Here is a 13,809-nt window from a genome sequence, read left to right as displayed (position 1 = left end):
GACATTTATCCGTAGATATAACTGTTTTCTATTTATGTTCTGTCACGATTTCTTCAATAGCACTCATATTTTATGAAATAAGTAGCAATTTCATGGTCTGTGCTTATTAACTGTGAGTCTGTTAATTCCCTTTTATATGAGGTCTTGTGCCTTAATCTTTATAAAGAATATATGCGATCCTACTGCTTCAGCACTTCTGATTATCACTCAGAATCTAAGCCATATTTCTGATATTTATAGACTGAAAATCCTCTCACTGACCCGGATAGATAATGTTCATTGTCATTGTCTTTAAATGATCAATCGCTCCATCCTTTTGGAGGATGTTAGGGGAGCGATATTGGTGTATTTCTAAAGCCCCGTGGTTACCTCTTTATGGTTTTTACCGTAAAGGATTACAAATGGAGCTGTAAATGAAATATATCCTGCCAGGAATACTGACTGTACTTTTCTTTATTAATCCGGTTATCGCGTCGGCTAATGCCAGTGACGCACGGATGGTCGCATTTTTTCCTGTTGAATCTGAAGTCTGTCCTGCTGGTTGGAGTGAATATAAACCAGCCAAAGGCTATCTGATTCGTGGCACCGACAATACAAAACTGATTGGAACCCGCAAAGGTGATGCTATTGCTGACGCCAAAGCCCCCCTTCATCGTCATAAAATACAGGCTGATCTCCCTCTGGCAAGAGAAGGGCTGGGTTTAATCAGTGGTCCCCACGCGAGGGTAGACAACAGTAGCGTTAATGTTAATGGCTGGAGTGATACCTCTGACGGTGCGATGCCCTATATCCAGTACCTTATTTGTCAGGAAGACGTTCCCAAAGCTGGAGAACCATCGCAGAGTATTTTCCTCCCGCGCAATACCGTGCAGTGGTTTACCGGTGGCTCTTGTCCTACAGGCTGGGCACTGTATGAACCCTTGATTGGCAATAAAGGACGTACTGCGTTGCCCTTGCCAAGGGATGCAGTGGCAACCAGTGTTGCTGCTGTGGTTGATGAAGACCCGAACTGGGTTAATCATGCGCATAAATTATTTTTTAATATGCCGGGTAAAGAAAACAACATCAGCCTGGAAGTTAACCACACGGATGATCCTTATTTTTTAAACCCCTTTCATAAAACCGATGTGGCCAAGTCATCTCTGCGGGAAATTGAGCGCCTGAGCGATGATGCGGTCCGCACCGATGTTCCCGCAAAATCGTTTGAAATTCTGATGCCCTATGTCTATCTGCGTCCCTGTCATAAAGAAAGCAATACCGTTAATGTGGCTGAACTTCCGGCCGGTATGGGAGTATTTTCAAAGAGCTTTTCCTGCCCAACGGGACTATACAATGTCGCGTCTTCCGCCGGTCGTTTTCTTGTCGGATTGCCTGAACAAAAGCCGGGGTCAGAAAAACCTTTAAGTGGCACAGCATTCGGAGCTGAGCCATTAAAGTCAGAAGGAAAGCCGGAGCATTTCCACAGAGTTGATATTCCTGTTTCCCTGAATACCTGGGATATGGATACCTCGACTTTTCTGCCCTACAAAGATCATTTGAAGGGACTGAGCAAAGGCTCTTCGAAAGTAGAAGGAAAGACCGAATACGCGTCGATGATTTTCTCTTATGTACAGCTTAAGTTTTGCAAGGTTCAGGAATAAACGGACATTACCCACATAATCAGGGCCTGTTGCAGCAGGCCCTTGCAAGGAGCCAAGCCTATGAATCCCGCACATTCAGTTTATAAATTACCGCTATCTATTAATGCCAGCGTTGATACCATGATGGAGCATCTTGCTATCAAGCGGACTCCGGTAGCTGCCGACTCGCGTAATAAGCTTATTGCTATTCACCGTTCTCAGGATAATGACACTCGCCATAAAACCGATCTTATCGGTGTACGCCAGCAGCCTCATCCGGATTTAAAAAATGCCACTCAGACTATTCTGATGCATTACTTTGAAGATGAAACCAGCGCCTCAGGCTGGTCACATGAAGAAACTCCGCTGGAAGATGTTTATGATCCGGGCAGTAAAGAAAAGCTGCTCAGCGGTGTGCGTGAGCTGAGCGGTTTTCATCAGAATGGCATTACCTATTTATTTGTTCAGTATCAGTCACCGTCATCGCAGAACAGTTACAGCGTTAAAATCCTCTGGTCGGTTATGGATAATGGCCGGCCCGTCTGGCAAGAAAAAAAATGGGATCACAGAGGAGATGATGCACGTTCCGTACTGTCCTCGGTTCGTCAGCTGTCCATTCATCGCCGCAATGACGGACAGCACGTTCTGTACGGCGTCACCCGCGGATTTGGCGATCCGGAGTTAGCGCGCGGAGAAGAAGAATTCTTCATGATTATTCCGCGGAAACCGGCTGATCTGTCGGCAATTACTCATCAGGATATTGCCTTTGATACCCTGCACGACAGCGATCATGAAATTCCGAATTGGGATGGTATTGAAAATGCCAGTATCTATCAGCTGGCAACACCATTGGACGGTGAAGCTGATAGTGATGAGAACCGCTACACATTGCTGCGGTTGCGTAACGGGAAAATTGAATTCCACACTACCAGAGTATTACCTGTCAGCCGCTTTTATGCGCAGCCACGTTTAAGTTTTGACCGTGGTTCTGTACTGGTTGACAGTCAGGGGGTCGATTTATCTTCAGCCAGAATTTTTTCTGTTCCTGCCGGACCTGAGGATGCCCTGCTGGTTCATCAGCCTTCTGGTGATCTGGGGATTCTGGAAAACATTCACTCAGCCCAACCGGGTTATCGTTCGCTTCTGCAGGAGGCAGGCCCCGCTGACATCGACCGCTTAAGTATCGGTGTCGTAGGACACCCGGGGAGCACTGATGCCAGCCTTGCTATTTTTGCGACACCGGCAGGTCAGAATACGCTGTGGCTGTTACGTCTGGATGCCCATGCTTCTCAGAGCTCCTGGGTATGTCTGGGTGATCAGGTCAGCGACATCGCCTGTCCGAGAATTATGCCTGACGGTGCGGAGCTGTTTCAGGTTTCGCCGCAGGCCGGAAAAATAGAGTTCAAGCGTCAGCACCCCCAGACTTACAGCTGGACGACCAATGAGCTTGCGGTAGCCACCTCCGATTTAGCCGGAGTAACCCCGATAAATGCGCACGTCGTTGATATTGAGGTTACAGATGCGAACTTTATTCCCTGTCCACACCGGGAAATTACATTAACCAGTGATACCCCTTGTCTGCTGTATATCGATGGTGTGACCTATCGCGTGGGACCAAGACTGCCGTTAACTCTTACCAGTAATGGTTATGGTCGTATCCGCGGCGTTATTCCGGCTGATGGTTTAAAAGCGCCGGTATTTACAGTGAATACGGCGGATGCTGCGGCCATCAGAGTTTATCCTAATGGCCGTCTCAGTGAACGCCTTGCCGGTAATGCCAAAGGCTTTAATGTCAGTAAAAGTATCGCCGAGCTTGCTCCGGCGGAGCATCGCACAGCGGTTAATCAACTGATTAAGAGCTATGGTGATGCAGCCAGTAAATCGAAGCGGGGAGTGAACTGTGACGGAACGCTGCGGAAACAGTATCGGCTCAGCTCGCAGGGGAATGGTTTGTTTGTCGATGAAACCTCAGCCGGAAATACACTGAGCGCCGTACCGCTGGAAGGGTTTGCCGGAGATATCCTGAATCATATCCGCCAGGGATTTAATGATATTAAGCAAATGGTGGTTCGGGTTTTTGATGCCAGTGTTGAATTCCTGATTCAGACCGGTAATGAAATCCTGAAATTTACCAACAGTGTGTTTGACAGTATCGTTGATGGTTTTGAAGCGCTGGCAGACTTTCTCTCAGAGGTGTTCGAAAAACTGGGCGACGTGGTAAAGGATATAGGGAAAAAGATCCTTGATGCCGTCAGTTTTGTTTTTGGTGGTAAGGATGTCTTTGCTGCCAACGATGCTTTACAAAGTACTATCAAATCCGGATTCATGACAACTTCTTCCAATCTTGTGAAGCTTGGGACGAGGATGAACTCGGAGTATCAAAGGCATATTGACATTATTGATGAACACCTTGATTCATTGATCGATCAGTCGCAAAAAGCCAAAAATGTACGCTCAGCAAGTGCTGAGCAGGGGATGTCTTTTGGTGGAGTTGATATTCCGGCACCTTCAGCTCTGGTTAAAACCAACAGGGCAGGTAGTGATGTTATGGGCGGAAATCAGGGTAAGTTTGATGAAGCGAGTCCTGATGTCAGTGCAGAGAAAACTGAAGCGGATGTAATCAATAATTTACTGAAGAAACTCCGCTCAAACTATGAAAAAGATGTGGCTGGAGTGATTCGTGATATCGGCGATAAACTCAGCTCGGACAGCTCGTTTATTGAAAAGCTGAGTTCCATGCCACTGGAGATTATCCGGTTATTAAAAGGCGTTATAAAAACGATCGCTAAGCTTGCAGGAGACGTTCTTGAAGCGGCTGTTAAACTGATTGATATTCTTCTTTCCCGTTTGTTTGAAGCATTTGAAAGTAAAATTGATATTCCGGTTCTGAATACGCTGGTCCAGCTTTGGTCTGGCGATAATGAACGGAAGCTTTCTTACTTTGACATTATTACCTTACCATTTGCTTTTATCGGTACTGCTATCTGGAAAATTGTTTCAGGAAAAGCAATTGTGACATCCGAAATGAACGAGGAATATATACCGTGGGTCGATAACCTTCCTGCGGTAATGGATTTTTCTTCAGTCGGGGGACCCAGGAAGAAAGTTAAACACAGATCGCTTGGTGCTGCCGCTGTTTCTGATGAATCTACAGATCCTTCGGACAGTTTTAAGAATATCTATGGTTTTCTGGAGATAATGGCCGCACTGACTATTATTGCTGCACTTGCCGGTATTCTGGTTGGAATGACGGCCCAGCCTGTTGCAACGGTTGCAGAGATTACCACTACAAGTTCCGGTCCGGCAGGAGTCGTTGTTATGATTATGACACTGATACCGGTATTGCTCGTTCTTACACAGAAAATTGTTACGCTGTTTTATGAAATATATGAGGGAATACGTATTCCATCTGGCGAGTCTGTAAATGCGGATGAGAAGGCTAAAAATACTGGTCTGGTAATATTGATATTTGCCATTATCGCCGTTGCAATGCTGATCGCTATTATCGGTGTTGTCGTCAAAATAATACTCAAAATACCAGGCTACGTTGTAAATACGATACTGAATGTATTATCGATTATCGCCGGTGTTGGCTTGCTGGGATACGCTGTCTATAACATCGTCGAGCATGCGATTTCCCATGGTAACAATGGCAACGATGAGCATTTGTGGGGAATTGGCCTTGAAGTTGCTTCGGGGGTTGGCAGCCTGATTTCTGTCGCGGCAACGATCTGTGTGATCATTGCCAGTAATCTGATAAAAGGTGAGGTTATTTCCGGAGCTGTTATGACGGCAGTGGCGGTTGGTCTGCAAACGACCTCAACCATTATCTCAAAAGGAGCAACCATTATAGAGGGCGGGCGTACAGCTGAGGCTCTGGCTAAGGGCAGGCCTAAATCAGAAAACTGAGTTCTTTGCGGGGCTCAGTTCAGGCCTGAATATCAATAAAGCGACCGCGACGGGATGTGCCGTCGCTTGCTGAGGTATTCAGGAATGCCTGTATTTCGGGGCGCTGCGGATCACTGACCAGACTGCGTGTGCTGATGCCGGGGCTCTCGCTGTCCTCGTCACGTACAGGCAGGTATTCCGCTGTTGCTGTAGTTGTTGCGGTTGTTATTGTTGCTGCTTCAGCGGCGGGGGTACGCGGATTGCTGTCAGCCTGAGTACGGGAACGCTGACTGTCATCCCGGCTGTTAATTCGTGCTGTCTTTTCAACAGCCTCCGCTGCCAGACTGTCCGGCTTTTTCGCCAGGGCAGGTGCAGAAGTGCCAGAAGCCTTCAGCGGACTGACAGGGCTGCTGTTATAGCCAGTTAAGCCGGATGAAGGCAGGATGTTCATGCAGGAAATCTCACAGATTCTGAGCGCGTAAGAGCTACTATAGCGGCAGATTTATGCAGCGTCAGATGTGTGGCTGATTTAATCGGCGGAATATCCTGTCACGATCCCCTGTGAGCGTAGCGCTACCGGATCGTGACAAAAATATGCCGGATTATCACCTTATAAAAGCGTCATTAACCCGTTCTTTTATCGCCTCAGGCGGTTTCACCCGGCAGGCAGAACTCACCTTTCATATAGGCAAAGCAACGTCCGGCAATCAGCACCCGATCGTGTTCCAGCTGTAGCATGGCATCTCCGCCACGGGCCGAGCACTGCCAGCCGTTGAGCTGGGTTTTGCCCAGTTTTTCGCTCCAGTAAGGGGTCAGTGTACAGAACGAGGAACCGGTTACCGGATCTTCATCCAGACCCTGACGCGGAGCGAAGAAGCGGCTGACAAAATCATAGCCTTCGCTGTCACTGCGGGCGGTTACCATAACCGCAAAGGTTTCTAACTGGCTGAGCAGTGCCTGGTTGGGGCGGCAGTTACGCAGAGCCTGCTCACTTTCCAGCTCAACCAACATATCGCGGGCATTACTGATGGCGACCACCTTCTGACCAAGGGCTTGTTCCAGCTGTTGCTGCAGCAGCGGATTGTTAATCATCTCTCCCGGGCGCGCCGGAAAATCCAGCTGTAGCATAGTATTGTCGCCGCCATTACTGCGCAGTGCGCGCACGGTCAGATTGCCGGCTTCCTGAGTCGAGAATGGGATAATCTCGCGCAAATCCTGCAGTTCATTACGGATAACCCAGGCGGCCGCCAGTGTCGCATGTCCACAAAGATCCACTTCTGTCGTCGGAGTGAACCAGCGGATATGGTAAATACCGTCGCTGTTTTTAACGAAGAAGGCGGTTTCAGACAGATTGTTTTCGGCCGCAATGGCCTGCATCTGCTCCTCATTCAGCCACTCTTCCAGCGGTACGATGGCGGCAGGGTTGCCACTGAAACCGTTAACAGATTGGCGGATAAAGGCATCAATTTTGTAAACAGAATAACGCATGGAGGCTTACCGGCGATGAGTGTATTACCGATAGTAACAGGCGTATCAGCGATATGGGAGAGACAAGTTGCTATAAAATAATGGCAAGCAGCCGGTTTTCCCGGCTGCTTTATCAGGGATTAATCCAGCAAGGCAATATCCAGATATTCAGGTACTTCCACCTCCCAGTTAAACTCGTCTTTTAAATGCCGGCGCATGGCGTCGGCGGCACAGCTTTCACCGTGGGTAATAAAGACTTTGCGTGGTTTGCCAGGCATTTTCTTCAGCCAGTCCGATATTTCCACATAATCCCCATGGCTGGATAAAGCCTGGAGGTTGGCTATCTCAGCCTGAACCTGACAGTACTGGCCATGAATTTTAATATGATCAGCCCCCTTGGTCAGACTGTCGCCACGGGTACCGGCAGCCTGATAACCAAGAAACAGAATACTGTTACGCGGATCAGATACCAGAGCCTTCAGATGGTGAAGAACACGCCCACCGCTGGCCATACCGCTGGCGGAAATAATAATGGCCGGTGTTTTCTTTTCCACCAGAGCGATGGATTCTTCGGTGGTTTTTACATAGATGGTCATATCATCCATACGGCTGCAGTCGTCTTCTGTCAGTTTATGCAGATCGTGATGGCTGAAGAAAATAGAGGTCGCACGGATTGCCATCGGGCTGTTCAGATAAACCGGCAATGATGGAATACGTTGCTGATCACGCAGGCGCTGCAGGTAATGTAAAACCAGCTGCGCACGTCCGACGGCAAAAGCCGGCATTAATACAATACCGCCGCGCTTATAGGTGCGGTTAATCACGTCGGCAATGGCTTCCTCGGCATCAATCTCTTCGTGGCGGCGGTCGCCATAGGTTGATTCCACCACCAGATAATCGGTTGCCGGAAGTGGCTGTGGCGGATACATAATGGCATCGTTACTGCGACCAACATCACCGGTAAAGGTAATGCTTTTTCCCTGAAATTCCAGACGGATAGAGGTCGCGCCAAGAATATGTCCGGCGGGAATAAACTGTGCGGTCATACCGCCGGGAAGAGTCAGGGTTTCGCCCTGAGGAACATCTTTAAATTGCTTCAGAACTTTGCGTGCGTCTTCTTCGGTGTAAAGCGGTTCTGCCGGATCATGCTTTGAAAATTTCTTTTTGTTGGCATAACGCGCATCTTCTTCCTGCAGAAAACCGGCATCCGGAAGCAGTACTTTGCAGAGTGCATGAGTAGCTTCGGATGAATAAACCGGGCCGTGAAAACCGCGTTTCATCAATGCCGGTAAAAAACCGGAGTGATCGATATGAGCATGGGTAAGTAATACGGCATCAACCTGGTCGGCCGGAAAAGGCAGCTCGTTCCAGTTGCGGCGGCGGACATTTTTTATTCCCTGAAATAAACCGCAGTCGATCAGAATTTTGTAGCGATCATATTTAACCAGATACTTGGAACCGGTAACGGTACCGGTAGCGCCGATAAACTGAACCTGAAACGGACTCTGCATAGGGATATTCCTTGCGGAACACGAGGTCATTCTTTAACAGGCAAGGCACCGCAGGACGGTTTTTTACCCACGAATTTCTCAGTGTTTCCTTTATCATGAATGAAGTGAAAAATCATTCTGGCAGATACAACGAAGCATGGGAAACGCTGTCAGAGCAATCGTTGATTTACCGCAAGGTGATGGGCTGCGCACGGGCCTACACTGCCTACTGCTAAATAGGGTGTATTTATGGATACTCAGCTCGACTTCTTACATCTGCGACGGCTCGGAATTAACACGCATCAGGAGCCGGTGGTTTATATGCGTCAGGATTGTCAGGTGGCAATTTCAGAGGGATTTTATGCGCATAGCCGGGTAGAAGTGCACTGTGGCGAACAGAGCGTTATCGCCACTCTGGTTCTGGTGTGCAGCGATTTATTATCCCACGAAGAAGCCGGCCTGTCGGAAGCCGCATGGCACCGGCTGGATTGCCCTGCTGATGGCGTGCCAGCGCGCTTTCACCATGCCCGTCCGGTCGAGTCCATGTCTTTTGTTCGCGGGAAACTCTACGGTCAGCGCTTCAATGCCGAGTCTGCAAAAGCCATTATCGAAGATATCAAAGCCGGCCACTACAGCGATATTCAGCTGTCAGCCTTTGTTACCGCCTGCGCCGGCGACCGCCTTGACCTTGATGAAACCATTGCCATTACCCGCGCAATGGTTGGCAGTGGCCAGCGGTTTGACTGGTCATCCGACAAAGTGATGGATAAACATTGTGTGGGCGGTCTGCCAGGTAACCGTACCACGCCGATTGTAGTCGCCATTGTGGCTGCCAATGGGCTGCTGATGCCAAAAACCTCCAGCCGTGCCATTACTTCACCGGCAGGAACCGCCGACACCATGGAGAGCATGACCACGGTAGCGATGAGCTTCGGGCATATGCGTGAAGTGGTTGAGCAGGAAGGTGGCTGTCTGGCATGGGGCGGTTCGGTCAGCCTCAGCCCGACCGACGATATTGTTATCCGCGTAGAGCGGGCACTGGACCTCGACAGCGAAGGCCAGCTGGTGGCTTCAGTCATTTCCAAAAAAGTCGCAGCGGGTTCCAGACAGGTGCTGATCGACATTCCTGTTGGCCCAACCGCCAAGGTGCGTTCGCAATCCATGGCGCAGACCTTAAAGCAATTGCTGGAAAAAACCGGCGCGGCACTGGGACTGGATGTGCGTACGGTTATTACCGACGGTAATCAGCCTATTGGTCGTGGTATAGGTCCTGCGCTGGAAGCGCGGGATATTCTGCAGGTGCTGCGCAATGACGGCCATGCACCGCAGGACCTGCGGGAAAAATCCCTGCAACTGGCCGGTATTCTGCTGGAAATGGGCGAAAAAGCCGCTGCCGGTCAGGGCTATGCTCTGGCGCAACGCACGCTGCTGGATGGCAGTGCGATGAAAAAGTTCGAAGCCATCTGTATGGCGCAGGGCGGTTTCAGCGAACCGCCGGTCGCCGAATTTACCCATTGTATCCGCGCCCCGAACAGCGGTGTGGTTGCCTACTTCAATAACCGCTTTATTGCCCGTCTGGCATCCCTTGCCGGAGCACCGAATGCCAAGGCCGCTGGTATTGAATTGCATGTGACGCTGGGTGATGAGGTGGAAGCCGGAGCGCCGTTATTTACCCTGCATGCAGAAGCGCCGGGTGAGCTGGCGTATGCGCTGGATTTTCTTGATGGCCATACCGATGTTATCCGCATCGAAGAGCAAATGGTTTAAAAAAACAAAGGAGCCGGAGAGCCTCAGCGTTCACCGGTTTCCTGATAATAAAACGACAGGCAGAAATATTATGACAACACATCTCCTCTGCCTTGACGGGCATGAGTCGCTGGCGGAGTCGCTGGCGCAACAACTCAGCAAGGCAGGTACAGAAACCCGGCTGCTGGCTCTGGAAAGCCGGCATTTTCCCGATGGTGAACTCTATTTTAATTTGCCGGATATTATTCAGGGTGACGATGTTATCGTACTTTGTCAGCTGCACCAGCCCAGCGATAAGGCTCTGGCGCTGTGGTTTATGGCACGCCATCTGCGCGAATTCGGCGCGCGCCGAATTGGTCTGGTAGCGCCTTATCTCGCTTATATGCGTCAGGATATCCGCTTTCATCCGGGTGAGTGTTTAACTTCAAAATACTTTGCTGAGCTTATTAATCAGAATTTTGATTACTTAATTACCATTGATCCGCATCTGCATCGTTACCACAGTCTGAGTGAAATTTATTCCATTCCGGCGCAGGCCCTGCACGCCACCGACAGCATCGGCCAGTACCTGAAACAGAATGTGAATAAACCACTGGTGATCGGCCCGGATGAAGAGAGTGAGCAATGGGCAAAAGACGTCGCTCAGATAGCCGGATGTGATTATCTGGTACTGCGTAAAACCCGCAGTGGTGACCGTGATGTCGCCATTCATATACCGGATGTACAAACCTATGCCGGTCATCAGCCGGTTCTGGTGGACGATATTATTTCAACCGGTCGTACCATGCTGCGTACCGCCGATGAACTGATTGCGCAGGGATTGAATAAGCCACTGTGCATTGGCGTGCATGCGGTGTTTGCCGAAGGCGGGCCTGGTGTTCCGTCGGCCGATGAAGAAATGCGCGCCGGTCCTATCGCCGGCATTGTTACCTGCAACTGCATTCCTCATGCGACCAACGGCATTGATATCAGCCCGTTACTCGTGCCGGCCATTCAGAATATGCTGACTGTTGTGGCTGCTTCAGGAGAGACATTATGAGTCTGAATCTGTATCAGAAACTGAGTGAACGCTATAAAACTCAGGAAATCGAAGCGGAAGCACGCAGTCATCGTGAATACGATAAAGACTTTGCCGCCTGGGCCGCCGGGTGTGGTGTTATTAAACATACCGCAGCCACCCAGTTACAGGTATTTGAGCTGGCGACCACCCTGCTGGAAGCCGGTCTGATTGAACATAAAGCAGAATGCTACCGCAAGCTGACAGCTCTTGATCAGCTGACCAATCAGGCAATGTGGCTGGTTGTGCATATGACCTACGCCAAACATGTTTTTCTCGATGGCCGCGATTTAACCGCCGATGATTTTAAACGTGATCCGCAAGGACATACCGGTGGCTCGCTGAATATGGTTCCGGCTTATGCTGCGTTGCTGGCTGTTAACAGTTTAACCGGTCAGCACCGTGACTGGCTGATGGGGCAGGGCCACTGTGTCGCGGCCATTGATGCCGTGCAGTTGTTATCCGGTACTGCCTTGCCGGAACGGAAAAAACAATATCCGTTAACCGATGAAGGCTTAAGCCGTTTCGCACAGGATTTTTATAATTACCGTGTACGCGCCGATGGCAAACCTTTATCACCACTGGGCAGCCACGTTAACGTTAATACTGCCGGGGCAAAAATCGAAGGTGGTTATTTAGGTTTTGCCGGTTTGCAGTATGTGCATCAGCCATTACCGGGCGAGCGTCTGGTCGCTTTTTTAAGTGATGGTGCCTTTGAAGAACAACGCGGCAGCGACTGGGCGGCGCGCTGGTGGCGGGCAGAAGACAGTGGTCTGGTCAGCCCGGTGATGATCGCCAATGGCCGCCGTATTGATCAGCGTACAACGGTGGCGCAGCAGGGCGGCAGTGCCTGGTTTATGGAGCACCTGAGTAATCAGGGATTTGCGCCTTTTATTATTGATGGCCGCGATCCGGCTGCCTTTGTCTGTGCTATTTATTTTATGGAACAGCATTTAAGCCATGCTGCTGCTACCGTTGCCAGTGGTGCCGCGAGCTATCCGCTGCCTCTGCCTTATTGTATTGCCGAAACTATTAAAGGCTACGGTTTTCCCGGAGCCGGAACCAATGCCGCCCACGGTTTACCATTGGGCAGCAATCCGCGTCGTGATAACGAAGCACTGAATTTTTTCCATCGTGGTGCCAAAGCATTGTGGCAGGAAGAAAATCAATGGCGTGCTGCGGTGGCCGAATTAACCCAGCCAAAAACACCGCTGCAACCGGTTGCCGTAACCATTAACCGCCATGACCCGCACTGGTTAAAAGAATCACTGGCACCAATGGCCGCCATCGATAATTACTTTGTCGATCTGGTGGAAGTGAATCCGCACTTACGGGTTCGTGTCGGAAATCCGGATGAATTGCGTTCCAACCGTATGAACCAGACGCTGGATTTATTAAAGCACCGCGTCACCGACCCGGAAGAAGGCGTCGCCGAAGCGGTCGACGGTTGTGTTATTACCGCACTCAATGAAGAGGCCGTGGTCAGTGCCTGTCTGGCCAATCAGTCGGGCCTGAATATGGTGGTTTCTTACGAAGCCTTTGCCACCAAAATGCTGGGTGCCTTACGTCAGAGTATTATTTTTTCCCGTCATCAGAAAGAAGCGGATGAGCCCGCTTCGTGGTTGGGTATTCCGGTTATTTCGACGTCGCACGTCTGGGAAAACGGTAAAAACGAACAAAGCCATCAGGACCCTAGCCTGGCCGAAAGCCTCTTGGGTGAAATGGCCGACATGGCGCGTGTGGTTTTCCCGGCCGACGGTAATTCTGCGATGGCCTGTTTAAAAGCCTGCTATGGCGATCTGGGTACTATCTGGAATCTGGTAGTTCCCAAATCCACCATGCCAGCCGTGTTTGATGGCAAACAGGCCGCTGCTCTGGTACAGGACGGAGCCATCTGTGTGCGTGGAAATTGTGCTTCAGATCTGCAGCTGGTGGCCTGTGGTGCATTCCAGTTACAGCAGGCATTAAAAGCGTCTGACCGGTTAAAAGAAAAAGGCGTGGCTCACTCGCTGATTTATCTGCTGGAGCCGGGCCGCTTCCGTATTGCGCGTGATGAATTTGAGCAGAATATGCAGGCCGACCCGCAGGTTCTGGATTCATTATTCCCGGCGCGGGTACAGCAGCGGGTGTTTATGGTGCATACCCGTCCGGAAGTTATTCTGGGGCATTGCCGTATGCTGGATCTGGGACCGCAGCGCACCGTTGCACTGGGTTATGTTAATCAGGGCGGCACGCTGGATACCGAAGGCCTGCTGTTTGCCAACCGCTGCACCTGGGCGGATGCCCTGGCAGCGCTGGCCAGACTGAGTCAGCGTGATCCGCTGGAGTGGTTAAGTGCAGAAGAGTGGGCCGCTATTCGCGGCGAAGGTGATCCGTACGATGTGATTAAGCATCCGTATCCGTAAACATTCCTACGGATTTGGTGGGGCAAAAGGGAAGCATGGTTTCCCTTTTGTCCCACCGTTTGGAGTGTCATGGTATCACTCCAGGCTGAAGCTTCATCGATTACTGTTTTCAATCGGAAGCGCCTTTCCGGGGCTCC

At 50.3% G+C, this 13,809-nt stretch carries 8 protein-coding genes; 5 read left to right on the top strand and 3 right to left on the bottom strand.

Going from position 1 to position 13,809, the window contains the following annotated elements; all coding sequences use genetic code 11:
• Positions 1 to 413: 413 nt before the first annotated feature.
• Together LGT44_RS03260 and LGT44_RS03255 are read left to right on the top strand one after the other, a co-directional pair.
• The gene (locus LGT44_RS03260; protein ID WP_230331219.1) at positions 414 to 1,640 is read left to right on the top strand and encodes a hypothetical protein; all 1,227 of its coding nucleotides are present in this window, start codon (positions 414 to 416) and stop codon (positions 1,638 to 1,640) included.
• 60 nt (positions 1,641 to 1,700) lie between these two features.
• Positions 1,701 to 5,528, top strand: coding sequence for a hypothetical protein (locus tag LGT44_RS03255; RefSeq protein WP_230331218.1), 3,828 nt, complete (start codon positions 1,701 to 1,703; stop codon positions 5,526 to 5,528).
• Between the two features lie 19 nt (positions 5,529 to 5,547).
• On the opposite strand, the gene LGT44_RS03250 is transcribed toward LGT44_RS03255, so the two are convergent.
• From LGT44_RS03250 to LGT44_RS03240, 3 genes are all read right to left on the bottom strand, one after another.
• On the bottom strand, positions 5,548 to 5,958 hold the full coding sequence (locus tag LGT44_RS03250; RefSeq protein WP_230331217.1) for a hypothetical protein: 411 nt from the start codon (positions 5,956 to 5,958) through the stop codon (positions 5,548 to 5,550).
• 194 nt (positions 5,959 to 6,152) lie between these two features.
• Entirely contained in the window at positions 6,153 to 6,995 is an 843-nt protein-coding gene (locus LGT44_RS03245; protein ID WP_230331216.1) for a PhzF family phenazine biosynthesis protein, read from the bottom strand.
• Positions 6,996 to 7,114: 119 nt separating this feature from the next.
• A complete protein-coding gene (locus LGT44_RS03240; RefSeq protein WP_145466078.1) occupies positions 7,115 to 8,485 on the bottom strand; it encodes an MBL fold metallo-hydrolase in 1,371 nt (456 codons plus the stop codon).
• Between the two features lie 228 nt (positions 8,486 to 8,713).
• Here LGT44_RS03240 and LGT44_RS03235 point away from each other — a divergent pair, with 228 nt between their 5' ends.
• The 3 genes from LGT44_RS03235 (at position 8,714) to LGT44_RS03225 (ending at position 13,672) form a co-directional block, all read left to right on the top strand.
• Entirely contained in the window at positions 8,714 to 10,231 is a 1,518-nt protein-coding gene (locus tag LGT44_RS03235) for a thymidine phosphorylase family protein (protein WP_268866359.1), read from the top strand.
• A gap of 70 nt (positions 10,232 to 10,301) precedes the next feature.
• Positions 10,302 to 11,249 (top strand): ribose-phosphate pyrophosphokinase, encoded by a 948-nt coding sequence (locus tag LGT44_RS03230; RefSeq protein WP_230331214.1) that lies wholly within the window; start codon positions 10,302 to 10,304, stop codon positions 11,247 to 11,249.
• Entirely contained in the window at positions 11,246 to 13,672 is a 2,427-nt protein-coding gene (locus tag LGT44_RS03225; protein ID WP_145466072.1) for a phosphoketolase family protein, read from the top strand. Before LGT44_RS03230 ends, LGT44_RS03225 begins: the two co-directional genes overlap by 4 nt.
• The last annotated feature ends 137 nt before the right edge of the window (positions 13,673 to 13,809 follow it).

The organism is Thalassolituus alkanivorans (assembly GCF_020447205.1).
GTDB classification, from domain to species: Bacteria; Pseudomonadota; Gammaproteobacteria; order Pseudomonadales; family Oceanobacteraceae; genus Venatoribacter; species Venatoribacter alkanivorans.
This window is presented reverse-complemented; position numbering and strand designations above follow the sequence as displayed.

Bases quoted from the DNA above. Each gene is read 5' to 3' on its own strand.
- LGT44_RS03260 (WP_230331219.1), top strand. From the start codon at position 414: ATGAAATATATCCTGCCAGGAATACTGACTGTACTTTTCTTTATTAAT.
- LGT44_RS03255 (WP_230331218.1), top strand. From the start codon at position 1,701: ATGAATCCCGCACATTCAGTTTATAAATTACCGCTATCTATTAATGCC.
- LGT44_RS03250 (WP_230331217.1), bottom strand. From the start codon at position 5,958: ATGAACATCCTGCCTTCATCCGGCTTAACTGGCTATAACAGCAGCCCT.
- LGT44_RS03245 (WP_230331216.1), bottom strand. From the start codon at position 6,995: ATGCGTTATTCTGTTTACAAAATTGATGCCTTTATCCGCCAATCTGTT.
- LGT44_RS03240 (WP_145466078.1), bottom strand. From the start codon at position 8,485: ATGCAGAGTCCGTTTCAGGTTCAGTTTATCGGCGCTACCGGTACCGTT.
- LGT44_RS03235 (WP_268866359.1), top strand. From the start codon at position 8,714: ATGGATACTCAGCTCGACTTCTTACATCTGCGACGGCTCGGAATTAAC.
- LGT44_RS03230 (WP_230331214.1), top strand. From the start codon at position 10,302: ATGACAACACATCTCCTCTGCCTTGACGGGCATGAGTCGCTGGCGGAG.
- LGT44_RS03225 (WP_145466072.1), top strand. From the start codon at position 11,246: ATGAGTCTGAATCTGTATCAGAAACTGAGTGAACGCTATAAAACTCAG.